This is a genomic window from Pedobacter ginsengiterrae (genome assembly GCF_039537385.1).
GTDB lineage: Bacteria > Bacteroidota > Bacteroidia > Sphingobacteriales > Sphingobacteriaceae > Pedobacter > Pedobacter ginsengiterrae.
In genome coordinates this window covers 184,696-209,622 of record NZ_BAABAK010000015.1, presented here as the reverse complement: position 1 = coordinate 209,622, position 24,927 = coordinate 184,696, and the positions used below count along the sequence as shown (strand labels likewise).

General features: G+C 36.7%; 14 protein-coding genes. All 14 read left to right on the top strand.

What is annotated here, in order from left to right; genetic code table 11:
• Positions 1-125: 125 nt before the first annotated feature.
• A complete protein-coding gene (locus ABD692_RS13960) occupies positions 126-1,424 on the top strand; it encodes a murein hydrolase activator EnvC family protein (RefSeq protein ID WP_344767946.1) in 1,299 nt (432 codons plus the stop codon).
• A gap of 44 nt (positions 1,425-1,468) precedes the next feature.
• The gene (locus tag ABD692_RS13955) at positions 1,469-1,846 is read left to right on the top strand and encodes a Sec-independent protein translocase subunit TatA/TatB (RefSeq protein ID WP_316755311.1); all 378 of its coding nucleotides are present in this window, start codon (positions 1,469-1,471) and stop codon (positions 1,844-1,846) included.
• A gap of 11 nt (positions 1,847-1,857) precedes the next feature.
• Positions 1,858-2,058: a Sec-independent protein translocase subunit TatA/TatB gene (locus ABD692_RS13950; protein ID WP_316755313.1), complete on the top strand. Its 201-nt coding sequence runs from the start codon at positions 1,858-1,860 to the stop codon at positions 2,056-2,058.
• Between the two features lie 18 nt (positions 2,059-2,076).
• Positions 2,077-3,495, top strand: a complete 1,419-nt coding sequence (gene gatA / locus ABD692_RS13945) for an Asp-tRNA(Asn)/Glu-tRNA(Gln) amidotransferase subunit GatA (protein ID WP_344767943.1) — start codon at positions 2,077-2,079, stop codon at positions 3,493-3,495.
• A gap of 116 nt (positions 3,496-3,611) precedes the next feature.
• Entirely contained in the window at positions 3,612-5,015 is a 1,404-nt protein-coding gene (locus tag ABD692_RS13940; protein WP_344767941.1) for a lytic transglycosylase domain-containing protein, read from the top strand.
• A 322-nt stretch (positions 5,016-5,337) separates the two neighbouring features.
• Positions 5,338-7,662: an NADP-dependent malic enzyme gene (locus ABD692_RS13935; protein WP_316755319.1), complete on the top strand. Its 2,325-nt coding sequence runs from the start codon at positions 5,338-5,340 to the stop codon at positions 7,660-7,662.
• Positions 7,663-7,702: 40 nt separating this feature from the next.
• A complete protein-coding gene (gene ruvA / locus ABD692_RS13930; protein WP_316755321.1) occupies positions 7,703-8,287 on the top strand; it encodes a Holliday junction branch migration protein RuvA in 585 nt (194 codons plus the stop codon).
• A 12-nt stretch (positions 8,288-8,299) separates the two neighbouring features.
• Positions 8,300-15,499: a T9SS outer membrane translocon Sov/SprA gene (gene sov, locus ABD692_RS13925; RefSeq protein ID WP_344767937.1), complete on the top strand. Its 7,200-nt coding sequence runs from the start codon at positions 8,300-8,302 to the stop codon at positions 15,497-15,499.
• Between the two features lie 90 nt (positions 15,500-15,589).
• Positions 15,590-15,970 (top strand): glycine cleavage system protein GcvH, encoded by a 381-nt coding sequence (gene gcvH / locus ABD692_RS13920; RefSeq protein ID WP_316755327.1) that lies wholly within the window; start codon positions 15,590-15,592, stop codon positions 15,968-15,970.
• Positions 15,971-15,983: 13 nt separating this feature from the next.
• A complete protein-coding gene (locus ABD692_RS13915; protein ID WP_344767935.1) occupies positions 15,984-16,382 on the top strand; it encodes a VanZ family protein in 399 nt (132 codons plus the stop codon).
• A 257-nt stretch (positions 16,383-16,639) separates the two neighbouring features.
• The gene (locus tag ABD692_RS13910; RefSeq protein WP_344767933.1) at positions 16,640-19,462 is read left to right on the top strand and encodes an outer membrane beta-barrel protein; all 2,823 of its coding nucleotides are present in this window, start codon (positions 16,640-16,642) and stop codon (positions 19,460-19,462) included.
• Positions 19,463-19,612: 150 nt separating this feature from the next.
• Positions 19,613-22,372 (top strand): outer membrane beta-barrel protein, encoded by a 2,760-nt coding sequence (locus ABD692_RS13905; RefSeq protein ID WP_344767931.1) that lies wholly within the window; start codon positions 19,613-19,615, stop codon positions 22,370-22,372.
• Positions 22,373-22,469: 97 nt separating this feature from the next.
• Positions 22,470-22,685: a FeoA family protein gene (locus tag ABD692_RS13900; protein ID WP_316755335.1), complete on the top strand. Its 216-nt coding sequence runs from the start codon at positions 22,470-22,472 to the stop codon at positions 22,683-22,685.
• A gap of 10 nt (positions 22,686-22,695) precedes the next feature.
• Positions 22,696-24,804, top strand: a complete 2,109-nt coding sequence (gene feoB, locus ABD692_RS13895) for a ferrous iron transport protein B (RefSeq protein WP_344767928.1) — start codon at positions 22,696-22,698, stop codon at positions 24,802-24,804.
• Positions 24,805-24,927 lie beyond the last annotated feature (123 nt).

Genomic DNA, 24,927 nt, shown 5'->3' with positions numbered 1-24,927 from the left:
AGGGTGATTAAGTTTTGGCCTTGCAATGTGAAGTTTCTGTGAAGAACATTCACCTATAGGCTTTTATCCCTTCTGTATCTCAATTTTAATGTATTTTACTGTAAAATTTTTATACTTTTGGCTTAATGAAGCTACACAAACTCGTATTTATCCTGTTTTTTAGTGTATTTGCCTATTCGGTTTCGGCTCAAACTGCAAATGAACTTAGAAGAAAAAAAGAAGCAATTGAACGTGATATTGAACAACTTGAAAAAAGCTTAAATAAAACTGCAAGTGGTAAAAAGCTCACTTTACAGCAGATCAATACTATAAATGCACAAATTCGCTTACGCCAAGATAAGATTGGAACGATCAATTCTGAAATTAAAAATTTAGATAGTCAAATCTCTCAGAACACAAATACCGTACATACATTGCAAGGTCAGTTAGGCGATCTTAAAAAAGAATATGCAGGTATGATCCGTTTTGCGCAGCGAAACAGAAATTCATACGATAAAATGATGTTTATTTTTGCTGCCAAGGATTTTAATCAGGCTTATAAAAGAATAAAGTATTTACAGCAATTTAGCCAGTACCGTAAAAAACAAGCAGGTTATATAGAAAATACCCAGCAAGATTTAAATGGTAAAATCAAAATTCTGGATAAAACATTAAGAGAAAAAAGCGATTTATTAAAAGAACAGGAGCGTGAAAGAGAGCGTTTGGGTAAAGATAAAAACCAGCAATCTGCCGTTCTAAATAATTTAAGTAAGCAGGAAAAAACTTTTAAGCAGGATATTGCTTCCAAGAAAAAACAGCAGGCACAAATAGATAGAGCAATCAGAGCAGCCATTCAGCGTGCGATTGAAGAAGCAAGAAGAAAAGCAGAAGAAGAGGCACGTTTGGCGGCAGCAAAAGAAGCTGCAGCAAGAGCCGCGGCAATAGCAAAAGCTAAGGCTGAAAATAAACCTGTTCCTGTTGCGCCACCTGCAGCTAAAACTAAAACAAGCAGTGAGGCACTTACAGCAACACCTGAAGCGGCGAGGTTATCAGAAGGTTTTGAAAATAATAGAGGGAAATTACCATGGCCAGTAGCTTCTGGACAGATTACCGAAAGATTTGGATTACATAAAGTAGATCAGGCAAGCTATACCAATGATGGCGTAGATATTACAACTGGAGATGGTGCTACAGTTAGAGCTGTTTTTTCTGGTAAAGTGGTTATGGTTCAGAATATAATGGGCAGAACAGCAGTCGTAATTAGCCATGGCGAATACTTTACGGTTTACCAAAATTTAAGAGGTGTAAGTGTTAGCACTGGCAACTCGGTTGATACCAAACAAGCTATTGGAACTGTTGCAAATACAGATGGTGTTCCATTACTTAAGTTCCAGATAAGAAGGGTATCTGCTCCGTTAAATCCAGAAGCATGGATTAGTAAATAATATTAGGCAATTAAATGTTTATATTTGTATAAAATAGATTAGTGATGTATCAAGGCACGTTATTAGAGTTTTTAAATATGGGTGGATCGGAGATCGTACTCATTTTAGGGGTAGTTCTATTGTTATTTGGAGGTAAAAAATTACCCGAATTAGCAAGGGGCTTAGGTAAAGGAATCAGGGAGTTTAAAGACGCCTCTGATGGTGTGAAGCGTGAAATTCATAGGAATATAAATGCTATGGATTTAGATAAAGACGAAGCAGAACAAACAGTAGCAAATAATAATAATGAACGTCATCATCCTACAGAAAGCACTTTTAACGAAAGTACAAGTGCACCGGTAGCGCATGAAGGTTCAGATGTCCCTTATCCACAAAGCACGCCCATCGACGAAAAAATTGTAACTGATAGTCAAAAAGTTTAAACAAAAAAGTTATGTTAAATACAACAATAGCAGCAATGCTTGGAACCCCGGAAATTATCATTATTGCAGTAGTGGTATTGTTATTGTTCGGCGGGAAAAAAATTCCTGAACTTATGCGTGGCTTAGGTAAAGGTGTAAAAGAATTTAAAGACGGTAAAGATGGTACTGATGGAGAACAAGTAGATCCTTCTAACCGCGATAAAACTGTTTAATTACCATATTTTTTAGTTTTGAAGAAATACAGCTCTCTTAAGGAGATACAAACGCTTGTTTCGCAGAAGCAATTAACTTTACCAGATTTATTGGCTTATTACTTTAAGCAAATAAAAAATAATGAACACCTCAATGCATTCAACGAGGTGTTTTTTTATTCGGCAGAAGTTCAGGCTGATGTGGTACAAAAAAAGATAGAAGAAGGTACGCAAGGTAAACTTGCAGGCATGATTATCGGGATTAAAGATAACATTTGCTACAAAGATCACATTGTTACAGCATCATCAAAAATGCTCGATGGTTTTGTTTCACCCTATTCATCAACAGTTGTACAACGTTTATTACAGGAAGATGCCATTATAATTGGTCGTTTAAACTGCGATGAATTTGCAATGGGCGGTTCTAACGAAACTTCATACTTTGGTGCTGTAGGTAATGCGGTAAATCCAGAACTTGTGCCAGGAGGTTCTTCTGGCGGTTCGGCAGTTGCCGTGCAGGCAGATATGTGTCTTGCTGCATTAGGAACTGATACTGGTGGTTCTGTTAGGCAGCCCGCTGCTTTTTGTGGGCAGATTGGTTTAAAACCAACTTATGGACGTATTTCAAGATATGGTGTAATCGCTTATGCTTCTTCTTTTGATCAGGTTGGTCCAATTACTTCAAGCGTTGAAGACGCTGCCTTACTTTTGCAGGTTTTAGCTGGAGCAGATGATCATGATTCTACGGTTTCTTCTTTATCCGTGCCAGATTATCCTGCTCATTTAAACAGCAGTAAAAAACAAAAAATTGCAGTCTTAAAAGAAACGATTGATAGCGAAGCGCTCGATCCCGAGATTAAAGCTGCCATATTAAAATCGATAGAAGAATTAAAAGCAAAAGGACATGCGGTAGAGTATGTATCTTTTGATTTGCTGGATTACCTAGTGCCGGCATATTATATTTTAACTACTGCCGAAGCTTCATCAAATCTTTCCCGTTATGATGGTGTGCATTATGGACATCGTAACACCGAAGCTAAATCCTTAAACGAACTTTATAAATTATCACGGGCTGAAGGCTTTGGCGATGAAGTAAAACGTCGTATTCTTTTAGGTACTTTCGTTTTAAGTGCGGGATATTACGACGCCTACTATCAAAAGGCACAACAGGTTCGTAGATTGATCAGAGAAAAACTGGATGTTTTGTTTGAAGATTACGATTTGATTTTATCGCCAGTGGCACCAACACCAGCCTTTAAAATTGGCGATAATATGCAAGATCCTCTGGTTATGTATATGGCCGATATTTTTACCGTTTTACCTTCATTAAGCGGTAATCCTGCAATTGCATTGCCTTTGGGCAATAATGAATCAGGTTTGCCGTTAAGTATTCAATTTATAGCCAAACATTTTGAGGAAGATCAGTTACTGGCTTTTTCTCATGCATTTTTATCATAAGTCGTCATTTCGGGTTACGCAGCAGTTTTTTATGCAAATTAAAGATTGAAATTCTGGTTAGTGAGGGCACAAACCATTGGCAAACGAAATGACATGCTAATTAAACCAAATAGCCCATGATTAAAAAAATACTTTTTGCTTTAATTTGTGTTTCAACGGGACTTACAACAAACTCATTTGCACAGCAGATTTTAAAGATAGACAGCCTGCACAAAATTCAGAACAATATTTTTATCAATACAGATACGACTACTGTTCCACTTGCTTTAGAAAATCCACTTCTTTCGAGCCAGAATTATATTTATAAACTTCGTTTAGATTCTATTGAACGTGCTGTACCGCTTCCGCATAATGAATACGTTCAGCAATACATCGATATTTACGCTAAGCGTAAAGATATGTTTGGCAAAATGCTGGGCTTATCGGGCTATTACTTCCCAATTTTCGAGAAGGCATTAAAAGATTATAATATTCCACAGGAGATTAAGTATTTAACTATTGTAGAGTCTCAAATGAATCCGCATGCGGTTTCTAAGGTTGGTGCAACAGGTATTTGGCAGTTTATGTTTGGTACTGGCAAAGCCTATGGCTTAAAAATGGATAATTTTGTTGATGAACGTAAAGATCCTGTACAGGCCAGTTATGCTGCGGCGGCTTACTTCAGAGATGCCTATGAGGAACTTGGCGATTGGTTGCTGGCTATTGCGGCTTATAACTGCGGAAAAGGAAATGTAACCAGGGCAATTGATAAAGCTGGTTCAAGAGATTTTTGGGAGATCAGGCAATTTCTGCCTAAAGAAACCCGCAACTATGTTCCAGCATTTATTGCAGCTGTTTATGTAATGAATTATTCAAGTAAACACCAAATAACTGAACAGGCAAGCAAACTGTTTTTAAAAACAGATACGATGCAGGTTAATCATTTTGTTTCCTTATCGGCTTTAGCAAAAATTTTGAATATCGAAGATGAATCGCTATTTGCCTTAAACCCATCCTATAAAAAGAAAATTGTAAACGGAACTTCTGATTTGCCAAAGCGATTAATTTTGCCAAAGCTAAAAGGTGCCGATTTAGCAGGTTTATATGATGTGTTGAATAATAATGAACTCGACAACCAAATGCAGGTTATTCAGGCGAATACCGATGATGTTCGCGAGTTAAGAAAAAGAAAGGCCGCCACTGTTAATTCTACAGCGGTGCTTTATCATAAAGTTACTTCTGGCCAAAGCTTAAATAGTGTTGCCGATAAATACGGTGTCGAAGTGCAGGATTTAAAAGTTTGGAATGCATTAAAGAGCAAAACAATAGTTCCTGGTCAAAGACTTAAAATTTATACAAGCAAAAGAGCTGTTTTAAAGGCTCCAGCTTCATTTTTAAGTTACAAGGTTAAAAGAGGCGACACGCTTTCTGAAATTGCCGAAAAATTTGATGGCGCCACAGTTCAAAGCATAAAACGCGATAATAATTTGGCAAAAGCTGGTTTACAAACTGGTATGGTGCTTAAAATCAGTAAAGGGTAATAGAATTTATTCAATCGGCGTTTAAAATTCTTCATTAATTATAAAGGCTTTTCCATTGTTTCTAAACCTTATTGCAGCGATATACTTTTTGTTGTAGAAACATAAACTTTTTGTATTAAAATGAACAAAAAGATTTAGCGGAAAGAAGGACTGACGTTTTATCTTGCAGTGATATTGCTTTACTAATTATTTTAATCTACAACATTTAGCAAAATAACTTGATGAACGTAAGCTGTCGAGAATTAAAAGGCTTGTCTGGATATTTTATTTTAAGCCTGATGAAAAGAATTGTACCTTTGCGCCGTCACTAATAAGTTACTTAATGAGTAATATAAACAGAAAGCAAGATGCGCTTGATTACCACTCGCAAGGGCGGCCGGGAAAGATTGAAGTAGTACCAACAAAACCAACAACTTCGCAACGAGATTTAACTTTGGCTTATTCGCCGGGTGTTGCAGAGCCTTGTTTAAAAATAGCAGAAAACGTAGAAGATGTTTATAAATACACTGCGAAGGGGAATTTAGTTGCCGTAATTAGCAATGGAACAGCCGTTTTAGGGCTGGGCGATATTGGGCCTGAAGCGGGCAAGCCAGTTATGGAAGGTAAAGGTTTACTTTTCAAAATTTTTGCAGATATAGATGTATTCGATTTAGAACTGGATACTAAAAATGTTGATGATTTTGTTAAAATCGTTAAAGCACTAGAACCAACTTTTGGTGGTGTTAACTTAGAAGATATTAAAGCGCCTGAGTGTTTTGAGATTGAGCGCCGGTTGAAGCAGGAAATGAATATTCCTGTAATGCATGACGACCAACACGGAACGGCGATTATTTCTGGTGCAGCATTGCTTAATGCCTGCGAAATTCAGAAGAAAAAAATAGATAAAATTAAGGTTGTGGTAAGCGGGGCGGGGGCTGCTGCGGTTTCATGTTCGAGAATGTACCTTTCTTTGGGCGTAAAGCCAGAGAATTTAGTAATGTTCGACATTAACGGGCTAATTACTAATGACCGTACTGACCTGGATGAAATGCGGATGCGTTTTGCTACCAATAGAAAAGACATTAAGGATATTGGCGAAGCCATGAAAGGTGCCGATGTTTTTATTGGTTTATCGGCAGGTAATGTTATTAAACCAGAAATGTTGGTTGGCATGGCAAAAAATCCGATCGTTTTTGCAATGGCAAACCCGAATCCAGAGATTGCTTACGAACTGGCTGTGAAAACCAGAAAAGATATCATTATGGCTACTGGCCGTTCTGATTATCCTAATCAGGTTAATAACGTTTTAGGTTTTCCGTATATTTTCCGTGGTGCATTAGATGTTAGAGCAACTTCCATTAACGAGGCAATGAAAATTGCGGCGGTTAAGGCAATTGCAGAACTGGCTAAAAAATCGGTTCCTGAATCGGTTAATTTGGCTTACAATGCACGTAACTTGAAATTCGGTAGAGATTATATTATTCCTAAGCCAGTCGATTTCAGGTTAATTACCGAAGTTTCGATTGCGGTTGCAAAGGCTGCTATTGAAAGTGGTGTTGCCCGTAAGGTAATTACCGATTGGGATGCTTACAGCGAGGAGCTAAGAAAACGCTTAGGTTTGGACGATGTAATTATGCGTTCGATTACCAATAAGGCTAAATCAGATCCTAAACGTGTTGTTTTCGCAGAGGCTGATAACTATAAAATTTTAAAGGCTGCTCAGATTGTTAAAGATGAGGGGATCGCTATTCCAATCCTTTTAGGAAATAAGGAAAAAATTCAAGCGATTATTGATGGCCATGCTTTGGAGCTGGATGGTGTTGAGATTATCGATCAGATGCAGGAGCCTGAAAAAACCAAAAAATACGCTAATGCACTTTATAAGAAACGCCAGCGTAAAGGAATATCAGAAAGAGATGCGATTAAACTTTTGAGGGATCGTAACTATTTCGGTGCTTCGATGGTAGAGTTTGGTGAGGTTGATGCCATGATTTCGGGTTTAACCAAAGATTATGGAAGCACAATTAAACCTGCATTACATGTTATTGGTGTAGATCCTTCGGTTAAACGTGTTGCAGGTATGTACATGATGATGACTGAAAAAGGCCCTGTTTTTTTTGGCGATACAACTGTTAATGTAGATCCTACTGCAGAGGAACTGGTTGATATTACTTTGCTGGTTGAGAAATCGGTAAAACAGTTTAACATTAAACCTCGTGTTGCTATACTTTCATACTCTAACTTTGGTTCGAATGATGGTGCTGTGCCTGAAAAGGTTAGAAAAGCGGTAAAAATTCTTCATAAAGAACATCCAGAAATTGTTGTAGATGGAGAAATGCAAGGTAACTTTGCCATTAATAATGAGTTATTGAAAGATAATTTTCCTTTCAGTACATTAGCAGATGCACCAGCAAATACCTTAATTTTTCCTAACTTGGAGTCGGGCAATATTGCTTACAAACTATTACAAGAATTAGGCGGCGCTGAAGCCGTAGGACCAATTTTGCTTGGCTTAAATAAACCAGTGCATATTGTTCAGTTGGGTAGTTCTGTTCGTGAAATTGTAAATATGGTAACTATTGCCGTTGTAGATGTTCAGGCTAAAGAAGAATTAGCTGGCGGATCAAAACGCAAAGGGGTGTTTGCAAAAAGCACAACTAAAAAATAAATTGTTTTCAACTGAATAGATAAATTTAAAAACATAAATAATGTACGCCTATATTGACGGTAAATTAACTTTTAAAAACCCAGCTTATGTTGTGGTTGAAGCTGGCGGTATAGGCTATCATATTAACATCTCTTTAAATACATATAGTAGCCTTGGTGATGCTGAACGTTGTAAACTTTACACCTGGCTACATGTTAAAGAAGATGCACATACTTTATACGGCTTCGCTGAGGAAGGCGAACGCCGTTTATTTTTACATTTAATATCTGTTTCTGGTATTGGTCCAAATACTGGAAGAATGATATTATCTTCTATTACACCTGTTGAAATTCAAACAGCAATTGTTAAGGCGGATTATGCTTTAATACAGCGCATTAAAGGGTTAGGCGCTAAAACCGCCCAGCGATTAGTTTTAGAGTTACAGGATAAATTAAAAAAAGAAGGGGTAGATTCATTAATTTCTATGCCTCAACACAATACGGTTAAAGATGAAGCGTTATCAGCATTAGTGATGCTCGGATTCGCCAAACAAACAGCCGAAAAAACTATCGATCAGATTTTAAAGGTAACAGAGGGAACGCTTTCGGTAGAGCAGCTAATTAAACACGCCTTAAAAAACTTATAGATCTAACCGCCTTTGAAGAGAATATTTACCCTATTAATTCTCATCCCACTTCTATTTGCTACTAAAAACGCCTTATCTCAGGTTGTTATTGGCAAAGCGGATACCGCTATGTCTAAAAATAATTTCAGCCTTCGCGAAAAGCAATTGCTAGGGCTTAGTCCTACAACTAATCCGTTTTATCCACTCCCAAATAATTTAAAAAGGGTTGTAGAATACGATGCAAAGAACAAAAGATATATTGTAAAAGATCTTGTTGGAGATAAGTATGTTACAAATACCCAGTATTTAACTATTGATGAATACCAGCGATTGCTGAATACTGAAATTAAAAGGGGAAATTGGCGAAGTATTTCGAATGCCGAAGTTAGCGATTTTCGTAATACAGGGATTATTCCTCAAATACAGGTAAACAGCAAAGCTTTTGAGAAAATATTTGGAGGTACCACAATTGATATCCAACCACGGGGAGAAGCAGAACTTACTTTTTTAGGGCGTATTAATAAAAACGAAAATCCATTGTTTAACGAGCGCCAACGCGTTCAAACAAATTTCGATTTTAACCAGCGGATTCAGATGGATTTGGTTGGTAATATTGGTACGAAATTAAAAATTAAAAGTAACTATAATACAGAGGCGCAATTTGATTTTGAAAACCAGATTAAGCTTGATTACACTGGCGGACCAGACGATATCATTAAGAAAATTGAAGCAGGTAACGTTAGTTTACCACTAAATACAAGTTTAATTACCGGAACGCAAGCCTTATTCGGATTAAAAACTCAACTTCAATTTGGTAAACTTAATGTAACGAGTGTTTATACGCAACAAAAATCTCAGTCGAGAGAAATTAGAATAACAAATGGAGCGCAATCTAACGAGTTTCGTTTAAGTGCTGATAATTATGAGGCGAACCGCCACTACTTTTTATCGCAATATTTTAGGGCGAATTATAATAAGAATCTGGCTAACGCTCCGATTATTACCTCACCAATTCAAATCACAAAAATTGAAGTTTGGATCACCAATAAATCAGGCAGTACAACCGATTCTCGGGATGTTTTAGGTTTCCTCGATTTAGGTGAAAATGTACCATACAATACCGCCCAAATCACAGGCGGTGGCTCTGCTTTGCCTGGCGGAACAACTGCAACTGGTTTCCCTCAGCAATCGAATAATTTGCTACAAAGTCTTCCGGCAGGTGCCAGGTTCACAAATACCAACGATGTAATTTCATATTTTCAGGCAAATGGTGCAACGGATAACTTTGCAAAACTTACCTATGCCAGAAAACTAACGGATAGAGAATTCACGTTTCAACCGCAATTGGGCTACATCTCTTTAAATAACGCTTTAAATTCTGATGAGGTTTTGGCGGTTGCTTACCGCTATACCTATAATGGAATAGAATATCAGGTTGGAGAGTTTTCTACAGATGTAACTTTCGATGCTACAACTCCAAAGGTTTTGTATACAAAACTGCTGAAAAACGAAACCACAAAAATTAATCTGCCAACCTGGGATTTAATGATGAAAAACATCTATTCGATTGGCGGTTATCAAATTAGTAGTCAAAATTTTAGATTAGATATTTACAGGATTGATAATGAAAGTGGTGTAGAAAACCCAGTGATGACCGAAGGCGTAAATACTGCAAATAAACAGTGGATAAACCTGGTAGAATTCGATCGCTTAAATCAGCAAAATGAACGAAAATCGGACGGTGTTTTCGATTTTGTACCCGCTAATAATGCTTTTGGTTCGGCATCTAATTCTTACACAGCTAATAGCAGCAGCACCTTTGGTTCTAACCTTTCAACAACGGGGCTTGCTTCTTTGGTGAGTAATACCAATACGGGTTATATCACTATAGATCCAGCAAACGGACGTATTATTTTTCCAATTATCGAGCCTTTTGGTAAAGATTTGGCAGCAAAGTTTTTACCAGCAGAACAAGCCTTAATTGATAAATATACTTTTACGGCTTTATATGATTCTACTCAAACCATTGCAAAACAATTGTTTCAAAATAAAAACAGATACATTATTAAGGGTAATTACCAGTCGGATGTTTCTTCTGAGTTTAGCTTAAATGCAATTAATGTTCCCGAAGGATCGGTTAAAGTTTTTGCAGGTACAATGCCTTTAACTGAAGGTGTAGATTTTACGGTTGATTATCAGGGGGGACGAGTAAGTGTTATCAACCAGGCTTTATTAACTTCTGGGCAGCCGATTAGAATTACAACAGAAAATAACGAACTTTTCGGTTTACAGCAACGCTCTTTGTTTGGAACCAGGTTAGATTATCGGGTAAACAATAAGCTTAACCTTGGTGGTACAATTATGAACCTTACCGAGAAACCATTAACACAAAAGGTAAATATTGGTGAAGAACCCATTTCAAATACCATTTGGGGTGCCGATATTAATTACAGTTCTCCATCGAGGTTTTTAACCAAAATGGTTGATAAGATCCCATTTATTTCTACAAAAGCTCCATCTAGCGTAACTTTTTATGGAGAGTATGCTCAGTTAATTCCAGGGCACCCAAGGGCCTTAAATTTTGCTGGCAGTAAAAATGGTGTAAGTTATCTTGATGATTTTGAAGCTGCAAGATCTGTTGTCGATTTAAAAAGTGCTATTTCCTGGCAGTTATCTGGTACACCGCAACTTTTCTCAGAATCGCAGCTGGTAAACGATCTGGCTTATGGCTATAACCGGGCGAGGGTTGCGTTTTACAACATCGATCCTACTTTCTACAATTCGGCTGCTTCAACCACACCTGTAAACATTCGTAATAATAGAAACGAACTTTCTAATCATTATGTTAGGCAGATTATTGAGCAGGAAGTTTTTCCTTTTAAACAGACGGCTACTGGTCAGGCGCTAAATATTACCACTTTAGATGTTGCCTACTACCCAACCGTTCGCGGACCTTACAATTTCCGTACTACTGGCTTTAATCGTGATGGCGATCTCCTTAATCCGAGAAATAACTGGGCAGGTTTTCAACGTAAAATAGAAACAAATGATTTTGAAGCATTAAATATTGGTTTTATTGAATTTTGGGTTATGGATCCATTTATCTATAAGCCAAATTCTGCTGGTGGCGATGTATATTTTAATTTAGGTAATATTTCTGAAGACATTTTAAAAGATGGCCGTAAATCATTAGAAAACGGTTTGCCAGAAACTGATGATAATACCAAGTATGATGAAACCGTCTGGGGAAGAGTGCCAAAACTTCAACCAGTCGTTCAGGCTTTTGATAACGATCCAAATGTACGTAAAGCTCAGGATGTTGGTTTGGATGGTTTATCGAATCAAAGTGAAAGAGCAAAATTTGCAGCTGCAATTAATACCATAAAGGCACAATTAAATCCTGCGGCAGCAGCAATTATAGATGCCGATCCATCGTCTGATGATTATGCGTATTTCCGTGGCCCGCTTTTAGATCAGGCAAATGCTGGTATTTTAAAACGCTACGAAAAATATAACGGGACAGAGGGGAATTCAAAAACTTCGCAACAATCGCAAGACGAATTAGGGATAGAAAACTCAGCTTCAACTTCATTGCCAGACGGAGAAGATATTAATCGCGATAATAACATGACACAGAGCGATGAGTATTTTCAATATAAGGTTTCAATGCGTCCTGGCGATTTAAACGTTGGCCAGAATTTTATTACGGATAAAGTTATTTCTCAGGTTAAACTAGCGAATGGAAACAGTCAAGCTGTTTCGTGGTATCAGTTTAGAATACCAATCGGGCAGTATCAACAAAAAGTTGGTAACATTCAGGATTTTAAATCCATTCGTTTTTTCAGAATGTTTATGACCAATTTTGCAGATACGGCAGTAATGCGTTTTGCAAAATTACAGTTAATAAGAGGTGAGTGGCGGGAGTATAATGCAACGAATACAGCAGATCAGGTTATCGTAGATCCTGCTTTGCCAGCTTTAACACCAGATAATTCGATAATTGAAGTTTCTACGGTAAATATTGAAGAGAATGGTAAACGTTCGCCAATACCTTATGTAACGCCTCCAGGCATTGTTCGCGAGCGTGATTATAGTAACTATCGTGGGGATACGCAGTTAAACGAGCAATCTCTATCGGTTACGGTGAAAAATTTAAGAGATGGCTACGGAAGGGCGGCATTTAAAACAGCGTATAGTGATTTCCGTTCTTACAAACATCTGGAAATGTATATTCATGCTGAAGCCATTAATAATCAAATTCTAAATAATAACGATGTTGCGGCATTTTTAAGAATCGGAACGGATAATCAGGATAATTACTACGAATATGTAATGCCTCTAAGGATTACCACGCCAGGCACAACAGACCCAGATGCGATTTGGCCAGAAGCAAACCGAATGGATATTGATTTATTGTTATTCCAGAATGCAAAATTAGCCCGTAATGTAGCAAAACAAGCTAACGGACAGCCATGGCCAATAAATGTTCCTTTTACATATTCTGACGGACTTCGTACGGTTATTGTTAAAGGTCAGCCAGATATGAGCAAGGTTAGGGTTTACATGTTGGGCGTTAAAAACCCTTTAAGAAGTCAAACTAATCCCGAAGGTGATGATGGCTTAGATAAAAGTGTTTTGGTTTGGTTTAATGAATTAAGGTTAACCGAGTTTGATGAACGTGGTGGCTGGGCTGCAACAGCAAGATTGAATTTAAAACTTGCAGATTTTGCTGATGTAAATATTTCGGGTAGTAAATCTACTATTGGTTTTGGTTCTATCGATTCGAAAGTTAGCGAACGTAATCGTGCTGATAATACGCTTTTAGATGTTTCATCGGCAGTAGAATTGGGTAAGTTTTTGCCACAAAAATCGGGCGTGAAGATTCCAGTGTATGTAAGCTATTCTAAACAGGTTTCTACGCCACAATATAACCCTAAAACACCCGATATAGAACTTAAAAATGCTTTAGATCAGGCAACAAAAGAACAGAAAGACTCGATTTTAAATTTTGCGCAAGATTATACAGTTCGCCGCGGGATAAACTTTACCAATGTGCGTAAAGAGCGCACCAATAATAACAAGCCTGTTAGGTTGTGGGATATTGAAAACTTCGCGGCAAGTTACGCTTACACCCAATACAACCATCGCGATTTTATAAATCAAAGCAGTATTCAGAATACTTACAGAGGTTCATTGCAGTACAGCTACTCTAAAGAAGCTAAAAGTTATGCCCCATTCGAGAAAATTATTAAATCGAATATGCTTGCAATACTTAGAGATTTTAACTTTAGTATTTTGCCAAGTGCAATTAACTTCAGGATTGATGTAGATAGACTTTATTCTGAAAATACTTTAAGAAATAACGACCCGAATAATTCGATTCCGATTTTTCAGAGTGGCTATGGTACAACGTTTAACAAGAATTTCAGAATGAGCCGCATTTACGGTATCGCATGGAATTTAACCAAATCGCTGCAGTTGGATTTTAATGCGACTAACTATTCGATTATTGATGAGCCAGATGGCAGGATTGACGGATTAAAGCGTGATACAGTTTGGGAAAATCTTAAACGATTGGGCCGTACTACCGACTATAATCACAACCTGAACGTAACGTATGCTGTTCCAATTAATAAAATTCCTGGTTTAAACTGGATTACAGTTTTAACCAAGTACGGCACTAATTTTAACTGGCAAACAGAACCATTATCAACGCTACGCGATCCAAATATTAACTTAGGTAATACGGTGCAGAATAGTCGTAATATTCAGGTTAACCCAACTTTAAACTTAACTACACTTTACAATAAATTTGGTTTTGTTCGCGATATATCAAACGATCAGGAGGGCGGAGGCGCCAAGAAATTCTTTATAAACCTGTTAACAAGCATTAAGAATGTAAATATAAATTATGTTCAAACCAAGGGGATATTTTTACCAGGTTACTTACCTAAAACAAGTTATTTCGGTATAGATAATGTAACTGGTGCTCCAGGTTTAGGCTTTGCTTTCGGAAGCCAGAGAGATATTCGCGAAATGGCACTGAACAATGGTTGGCTAACGACCGATACCTTGCAAACTCAAATGTATGTAAATACACTTCGCGAAGATTTTCAACTAACGAGTCAGCTGGAGCCAATAAGAGATTTGAGGATAACCTTAAGGGCTAACCGAGCACAAACCAGAAACTTTTCAACTAACTTTAGGTATGTGGCAACTGCATCATCTTTCGAAAACCTAAGTGCAATTACTACGGGCGATTATAGTATTTCATACATCGCTATTGGTACAGCTTTTAAAGAGAATAATGCAAGTAATATGACTACCCTATATAATCGTTTTATCTCGAATAGGTTAATTATTTCTCAACGACTAGGTGCACAAAATCCGAATTCTGCAGGTAATACAAATGGTTTTGCTGATGGCTATGGCAAAGAAAGTCAGGATGTAATCATATCGGCATTTCTTGCTGCATACTCGGGCAAAGATGCGGGGGGGGCGAAATTAAATTCGTTTCCAAGAATTCCGCTACCAAACTGGACCTTAACATATAGTGGCTTAACTAAAATTGCTTTCATAGCCGATCGATTCTCATCGGTAGATTTGAAGCACGGTTATCGTTCTGCGTATAATATAAATGGTTATAATTCACTATTACGTTACCAGGAAAATGATGGTTTTGTTAGTAGCAGAGATGCAAATAATAACTTTTTACCTGAATTCCAATTTGCGCAGGTAACAGTTTCCGAATACTTTTCGCCATTAATTGGGGTAGATACCAGATTGAAAAACAATGTAACTGCAACCTTTGAGTTAAACCGATCGCGTTTGTTAGGCTTGAGTTTGTCGAATAGTCAGCTTGCACAACTATCAGAAAATAATGTGGTATTGGGTTTAGGCTATCGTACAAATAAATTCCGTTTTCCATTTGGCTGGTTTAAGAGCTTAAAAATGGATAACAATATGGATTTTAAATTGGATGTCGCCATTAGAGATAATAAAACGGTAATTTATCGGACGGTTTCAGATCGAAATAATGAAGATGTAGCACAAACAGAAGTTTCTTCGGGAGCTAAAAACATTACGCTAAGGCCAAGTGTTGATTATGTATTAAACCAGAAGTTTAATATTAAGTTATTCTATGATTCGAACATTACCAAGCCTTATACTTCTCAAACTTTTAATACATCGTTTAGCAATTTCGGATTTAGCTTGAGATTTACTTTAAATTAAAATAGGCGAATTTAAGCGTAACATTTCAATGCCTAAGATTTCAACATTCCAACTTAATCTTTAACTTTGACACAAACTAATATAAGACAAATGAATTTTCCATCAGAATTAAAATATACTAAAGACCACGAGTGGGTTAAAGTAGAAGGCAATGAGGCATTTATTGGTATTACTGATTTCGCACAACGCGAATTAGGTGATATCGTTTACGTTGATATTAATAGCGTAGGTACTGAAGTTGCTAAAGATGAGGTTTTTGGAACTGTAGAGGCTGTTAAAACTGTTTCAGATTTATTTATGCCTGTTACGGGAACTGTTTTAGAAATTAATGCAGAATTAAATGATAATCCAGAACTTGTAAATTCTGATCCTTATGGAAAAGGATGGATGGTAAAAGTTTCATTATCTGATTCAGCAGAAGTTGAAGGTCTACTTAATGCAGAAGCTTACCAGTCGCTAGTTGGCGCTTAATTCGAAAAATACTTTGTACAAAGCACTAAAACATCAAAAATGGGCCATATTCTGGACTCTAGTTATTTTAGTGCTTTGTAATATAAGAATGCCCGAGAGCAATGGCGTTGGCTTTTTCTTTACGGGTTTTGATAAAATGACCCATTTGGGTTTCTTCTTTATTCTTTCCGTTTTACTTTTTTACGGTAAAATCGCTTATCAACACAATTTCGGCTTCAGAACCTTAACTATTTTTAAAATAATTCTGATTAACGTTTTAATTGGTGGGGGTATAGAATTACTACAATGGAAAGTTTTTACTTATCGCTCTGGCGAGTGGTGGGATTTTGCCTGTGATATGTTAGGCTGCTTTATGGCGGTTTTTAGTTATGTTTTATTACATAAATTAAATTTCAATGAAAAAAGCAATTAGTTTAATCTGTTTAGTCGCTCTTTTGGGTTTAAGTGGATGTGGCATTTTTAAAAAAGGCTGCAACTGCCCAACTGTTTACTATAAATCTTACCCTTCAGTACGTAAATAACCTTTGTTAATATTTAAATCTACAGCATAACCATGGATTTTGGCGCTGTATTTAAAATGTTACCAAGTTTTTAACACCGCTTAACAAACCTTTCCCTATTCCTATAGTCTGATAGCTTAGTTTAGTAATAATTATATTTAGATTCTTGATGAAAATTTACGTTCAAAGAGCAATATTTCTTGTTCTTATTTTTTGTGGATACTTCGCAAATGCGCAGAATACAGGTTCAGTTAATGGCCGTGTAATTAATGCCAAAGATAAAAAGCCTGTTGATTTTGCCACAATAGCTGTTAAAAGTTTAAAAGATTCGAGCATAGTTGCAAGCGGACAAACAAATCCTGATGGAACATTCTCATTCAAAAATATCCCTGCTGGAAATTACAGGGTAATTGCTGCATTCTTAGGCTTAAAAACTACAAATAAAACAATCACCGTAGCCAAGGCTGCTGTAAATACAGGTGATATCGCAATGGCGGATGACGGTTTAAACCTTAACGATGTAAATGTTACCGCACAGGTACCGACTGTTGTGGTTAAGAAAGATACTTTAGAATACGATGCTAAATCGGTTAAAGTGCGTGAAAATGCAGTGGTAGAAGATGTTTTAAAGAAACTACCAGGGGTTGAAGTGGCGAAAGACGGTAGTATTAAGGCTGGTGGAGAAACGGTTACCAGAGTAAAGGTAGATGGGAAAGAGTTTTTTGGGAGTGATCCATTATTGGCTACAAAGAATCTTCCTGCTGATATGGTGGATAAAATTCAAGTAATTGATGAATTATCTGAACAAGCACAGTTTACAGGAATTGACGATGGAACAAGAACTAAAATATTAAACATTACTACTAAAAGCGGCATGAAAAAAGGCTACTTTGGAAATAGTACGGTTGGCTACGGTACGAACGACCGTTATGATGCAAGTTTGAACGTGAATAAGTTTAATAACGACCAGCAATTCAGTTTTATTGGTCAGTTTAATAATGTAAATAAGCAAAACTTCGGCGGCGGTGGCGGCCAGGGTAACGGATTTGGAGGCGGCGGAGGCGGCGGTCGTGGTTTTGGAGGCGGCGGAGCTACAACTTCTGGTGGAGGTGGCATTACAACAACCAATGCAGCAGGATTGAACTTCGGCGATACCTACAAAGATGGTACTCAAATTCAAGGAAGTTATTTCTTTAATAAATCTTCAGTATTTAACGAGCAAACCAGCAATACACAAACTTTGTTAGGCAACAGTTCTCAAAATGTAAATAATTACTTAAACAGCAATAGCGATAAGTTAAACCATAGATTTAATTTTATGATTGATACAAAGCTAGATTCTTCTACCAGTATCAAAATTCAACCAAACATTGCTTATACGGAAAATGATGGATTAAGTTTAAATGATTACGTAAGGAATAACGCTGTAGCTTCAGGTACTTCGAATACTGTAGGTAACCAGAGCTATACTACTAAGAACTCTACTCCTGTAATTACCAATAATATTTTGGTGCGTAAAAAGTTTCAACGTAGAGGCCGTACTCTATCTTTAAATGTTAATACTTCGATTAACGATAGTAACTCTGATAACATCAATTATATTTTAGATAACAATACGATTAATGGAGTAACCACTCAAAAATTAACTAACCAGTTAAATGACTTGAGTAGTCACAATATTACCAATACAACCCGAGTGGTTTATACAGAACCTTTATCTAAAACAACCAGTTTGGAGTTAAACTATCAGAACGGGATTAACAACAGTACATCAGATCGTAATGTTTTTAATTTCAATTCAATAACAGGCAACTTTGATTTGGTAGATAATACCTATTCAAATCATTATGAAAACCAGACGTTAACCAATGCAGCTGGCTTAAGCTATACTGTAAATCAAAAAAAATACAACTGGAATATTGGTGTTGCCGGTCAGCAAACACATAGGGAGAATACGAATTTAAGTACAGGAGCGGTATTTACCCAAAACTTTGTGAACTTAACACCATCAGCTCAATTCAGATATAACTTCAGCAACAGCAAAAGGTTATCCGTTAACTATAGAGGAACTACTCAGCAACCTACTATTGATCAGATTCAACCAATTCCTGATAACTCAAATACACAATCTGTAATTTTAGGTAATCCGAATTTAAAGCCAGCGTTTAACAATACGTTGAGTGTAAGATATAACAACTTTGCTTTTGCTAAAATGCGTTTCTTTGCTGTGTTTTTAAACTTAACACAAACTTTTAATGCATTTGCTTCAAGTCAACGATCTGTAGACGATGTAAATGATCCAAATTATGGTAAAATTGCATCAACCTACGTTAATGTTGATGGTAATTACAGTGGTAACGCAAATGTTGTTTTAGGTCAACCAATTATCCCAAATAACAAGTTAAACTTAAATGCAACTTTAACTGGAACTTATTCTAAAGGTACTAACATTACGAGTGGTGTAAATAACATTACCAATAACTGGAGTTTAGGAAATACATATCGTTTTGTTACCAATTTGGATAAATGGGATATAACAGCAGGTATTGGCGGTACAGTGACTAGTGCAACTTATTCTGCTCAACCAAATTCTGATAATAAGTTTTATACCATAAATCCAAGCTTTGATGTTTCTTACGTGTTACCTGGAAATATCCGTTTAGCAATTGACTTAGATTATTTTAAAAATACAGGCCGTGGGGAGGCTTTCAATACAGAATATACAATTGTAAACTCTTATATCAGTCGCCAGTTCTTTAAAAACCGCGGTACCTTCAAAATTGCAGTAAATGATGCGTTGAATCAAAATCAAGGTATAAGTCGTACGGCAACAGCTAATACGATTACCGATTTAAATTATAATGTATTAAAACGTTATTATATGTTCTCTTTCACTTATTCGTTAACTCGTATTGGAGGCCGTAACATTGGTAATGATGTTCAAATGCCTGGAGCTCCTGGTCAAGGTGGCGGTCAGCGCATGAGATTTTAGTTTGTTTAAATAATTAAAAAATAGCTTCCTGATTCGCGTCAGGGAGCTATTTTTGTTTTTAGGGCAAAATGTATTTCAATTGTTACCATGATAAAAACAAACCTTGGCTTAAGTTAGCAGTCATAAATAAAGACTACTCAAATTAACCAAATGAAGATACTTTTTACCTGCCTGTTACTTATTTCGTGCTCTTTTATTTATGCCCAACAGAAGGTGGGTTCAGTTAGCGGACGGGTTGTTCAATCAAAAGATAAAAAGCCTATTGATTATGCATCGATAGCAGTAAAAAGCCTTAAAGATTCAAGCGTTATTGGTGCAAGCACAACCAGTGAGGATGGAAAGTTCACTTTTAAAAATCTTCAGCCTGGTGCTTATCGTTTGTATGCAGCTTTTTTAGGTTTAAAAAATTCGAATAAGGATTTTGTAATTTCCACAGAAAAACCCGATATAAACTTAGGCGATGTTGGTTTGGATGGCGATTCTTTTGATTTACAAACGGTAGAAATTAAAGCTGAAGTTCCGCCGATAGTGGTAAAAAAAGATACTTTGGAGTTTAATGCCAGTTCTTTTAAAACCGTAGAAAATGCAGCTGTAGAAGATTTATTGAAAAAATTACCAGGTGTTGAAGTGGATAAATCAGGAGCTGTAAAAGCTCAGGGAGAAACCATCACAAAAATTAAGGTTGATGGGAAAGAATTTTTTGGTAACGACCCTTTGCTGGCTACGAAGAATTTGCCTGCTGATATGGTTGATAAAATTCAAATCATTGATGAGCTTTCGGATCAGGCACAGTTTACTGGTGTAGATGATGGAGCGAGAACCAAAATCATCAACATAACAACACGTAAGGATAAAAAGAACGGTTATTTTGGTAATAGTAGTGTTGGTTATGGTTCTAACGATCGGTACGATGTAAATGCGAATATTAACCGATTTAACAAAGATCAGCAAATGAGTGTTGTTGCTCAGTTTAATAATGTAAACAAGCAGAATTTTGGTGGAGGATTAGGCGGTAACGGCGGCAGTGGTGGTAGAAGTTCGGGGCTTACCAGTACGAATGCAGTTGGTTTTAATTTTGCCGATACCTATGCCGATGCAACACAAATCAGCGCCAGCTACTTTTTCAATAAAACTGAAAATCTGATTCAAAGAAATAGTGTTACTCAAAATTTGCTAGGCGATATAACCACTGTTTTTAACAATAAACAGGATAATACTTCCGATCGGTTAAATCATCGTTTAAACTTTATGGTTGATACTAAAATCGATTCTTTAACATCATTACGTATTCAGCCAACCATAAGCTATACCAATAACTCGAGTTTAAATAATAGCGTTTATACGAGAGATTACAGCACCTATACTACCAACGGAAATCAATCTTTACAAAACCAAAATACCACACCTACCATAAACAATAATATTTTACTGCGAAGAAAGTTTAAAAGAAGAGGCCGTACCTTATCGCTAAATTTTAATACCAGTATTAATGATGGCAATGCTGACAATTATAATAATATTGTAGACAATACATTAAATGGAGGCGTTACCACACAAAAGGTTACTAACCAGTTTAACGATCAGAATTCATCGTCAATAAATCAGAATTCGAGACTAGTTTATACAGAACCAATATCTAAATCTCTAAACTTAGAATTTAATTATCAAAACGGTTATAACCATAATACATCCGACAGATATACCTATAACTTTAACCCTGCAACGTTGCAATACGATTTGCTTGATTTAACCTATAGCAACTCTTACGAAAACACCATATTAACCAATACCGCAGGTTTCAGCTTTAATGGAAATGGTAAAAAATATAATTGGAACCTGGGAATGGCGGTTCAAAATACAGATAGAACAAATGATAACATCACTCAAAATTATGTGCTGAAGCAAAACGTATTTAACTATACGCCTTCTGCCATGTATCGATATAATTTTAGCAATAGTAAACGATTGGTAATTAACTATCGTGGAAGTACCAATCAACCTACAATAAATCAATTACAGCCAATTCCTAATAATACGAATACACAAAGCATACCAGTCGGTAATCCCGATTTAAAGCCAGAATTTAACAATAGTCTTCGTGTTGCCTATAATACTTTTACGGTTGGAAAAAACAGGTCGTTATTTGTGAATTTAAACTTAACCCAAACCTCGAATAAAATAGCCAATAGCAGTAGTTTAATTCAAAGTGGGCTTAACGAGGGCAAACTAGCCATTTTGCCTGTAAACGTAAGTGGTACATATTCGGGTAGTATTTCTTCGTCTTTAAGTTTACCATTAATGGTAGAAAACAAGCTTAATTTTCACATCAGTGTTAGTGGAAACTATGATCGCGATGTAAACTTCACGAATTCGCTAAAAAATATAACCAATAGCTGGGCAATTACAAACGGTTACCGCTTGGTTTCCAATTTAGATAAACTTGATTTGACGGCTGGTGTTAACGGCTCGATTAATAGAGCAACTTATTCTATTCAGCCAAAATCTAATACCAGATATTATACCTTCAGTCCGAATATTAGTATAAGCTATATGTTTCCTGGCGAAATCCGTTGGTCTATTGATGCTGATTATAACCAAAACACTGGAAGAGGCGAAGGCTTCGATACGCACTTTACCTTAATTAATTCTTACATCAGCAAACAGTTTTTCAAAAACAGAGGAACTTTCAAAGCTGCGGTTAATGATTTACTAAACGAGAATCAGGGTATAACAAGGACTGCCAATAACAACACCATCCAAGATGTGAGTTATAATGTTTTGCAACGTTATTTCATGTTTTCATTTACCTATACACTTAATCGTATGGGCGGCAAAAACCGTAACAATATGCAACGAGAAGGTGGTAATCGTGGTGGAGGTTTTGGTGGTGGCGGTGGTAGAAGAAATTAAATCATTTCAAGGTAATTCGTTTAAAAAGTGACATAAATCAAAGCTGCTTATTTGGAATAAATCTAAAGAAAGGCTACCTTGCAGCCAAATTTAATACATGAAACTTTCACACCTAAAAGTTGGAGAAAAAGGAACAATCGTAGCGTTTACAGATTTAGATTTATCTGTTAAGCTAATGGAGATGGGTTGCTTACCTGGCGAGGTTGTAGAAGTTGAGCGTTTTGCTCCGCTTGGAGATCCGATGGCCATTCGGGTTGCAGGTTATCAGCTTTGTTTGCGTAAAAGCGAGGCTGATGTCATCATCATTCAATAAATAAGCTGGTTTGGATATTAAAGTTGCATTAGTTGGTAATCCCAATACAGGTAAATCTACTTTGTTTAACCGTTTAACTGGGTTAAACCAAAAAATTGGAAATTTTCCGGGGATAACAGTCGATAAAAAGACTGGTTACATGAAGCTTGCCGATGGTAAAGCTGTCGAAATTATCGATTTGCCAGGTACCTATAGTTTATATCCAAAAAGTGCTGATGAAAGTATTGTATTTCAAGTTTTAGCTGATAAAAGCAATAAAAGTTTCCCTGACGTAGTTGTGCTTATTGCTGATGCATCAAATCTTAAACGTAACCTATTGCTGTATTCGCAAGTGGCAGATTTAGGTATTCCAATGGTTTTAGCGCTGAATATGATCGACCTTTCTGAAAAGCAGGGTATTGAAATCGATTTAGATAAATTGGCTAATAAACTAGGTATTCAGGTCGTTTCAATTTCGGCCAGAAACAATATTGGTATCGATAAATTAAAGCAGGCAATCGCCAATACAAACAAAGTTGCAACTCAATTTCAAGATGTTGATGTAAATGTATTAGCACCCGAGGCGATTAATGCAATTAAAACAAAACTTAATTCTGATAACGATTATTATGCTTTGCAGGTTTTGCATCAGCATGAATATTTAAATTTCTTTACCGAAAAGGAACAGGAGGAGATTGAATCAATTGAAGTATCGAATAATTTCGAATCATCAAAAATTCAGGCTGCAGAAACCATTGCCCGTTACAAGTATTTAGGTACAATCCTTTCGGGCGTAGTTTCGGATAATGGGGCGGCGAAAAAATTTACTTTAAGCGATAAATTAGATGCGGTTTTAACTCACAAAGTTTGGGGCTTTGCAGTTTTCTTACTGATACTTTTTGTAATTTTCAATGCAATTTTTGCCTGGTCAACTTACCCAATGGATTTAATTGAGGCAGGTTTTGGTTTCATGACAGAATTAGGGCACCAGTATTTACCAGCAGGAATGCTTACCGATCTAGTATTGGACGGTGTTGTTGCAGGTTTGGGTGGTATTTTTGTTTTTATCCCACAAATTGCTATTCTTTTTGCCTTTATTTCAATTTTGGAAGATACTGGATATATGGCCAGAGTTACCTTTATGATGGATAAGGTGATGAGTAAAGTTGGCTTAAACGGGAAATCAGTAGTACCAATGATTGGTGGTTTGGCTTGTGCCGTTCCTTCGATTATGGCAGCCAGAAATATAGAAAACTGGAAAGACCGAATGATAACCATTATGGTAACGCCTTTGGTAAGTTGCTCGGCAAGGTTACCGGTTTATATTCTAATTATCTCCTTAATTGTTCCTCCAGACCACGTATTTGGTATTTTTAATCTTCAAGGGTTAGCTCTTATGATTATGTATCTGGTCGGTATAATTGCTGCGGTTTTGGTGGCTTGGGTTATGAAACTGATCATCAAAACAAAGGAGCGTTCTTATTTTATAATGGAATTGCCTGTTTACCGTATGCCTCGTTGGAAAAATGTTTTGTATACCATGTACGAGAAATCCAAAACCTTTGTTTTCGAAGCTGGTAAGGTAATTATAGCCATTTCAATAATTCTTTGGGTAATGGCATCATTTGGCCCAGGAAATAGATTTGAAAACATCGATAAAAAATACGCTTCAGCATTAGCTGATACCACCAAAAATACCGATCACGTAACTACATTAGTGGCAACCGAAAAACTAGAAAATTCTTATGTCGGGATATTAGGCCATTGGATTGAACCTGGAATTCGCCCTTTAGGTTACGATTGGAAGATTGGTATCGGTTTAATTACCTCTTTTGCTGCCAGAGAAGCATTTGTTGGTACTATGGCGACAATTTACAGTGTAGATGGCGGCGATGAAGATACCACAACAATAAGAGAGCGTATGGCCGCTTCAATGAACAGTAGAACAGGTTTGCCTGTTTACAGCTTTGCAACAGGTATATCGTTAATGCTGTTTTATGCTTTTGCCATGCAATGCATGAGTACCGTTGCTATCGTTTACCGCGAAACAAAAGGCTGGAAATGGCCAGTAATTCAATTGGTTTATATGACGGCAATGGCCTACTTTGCAGCATTAATTGCCTATCAATTATTGAAATAAATTTATTCGAAGAGCAAGGTTTTGCAACTATTAAAGTTTGTTCCCGCTTTCCGTTTTACTGCACCACAGCTAAAAAAGCTGTGGCTTCGTGCTCACTACAATCGGGTCTAAAAGGAAAAAATT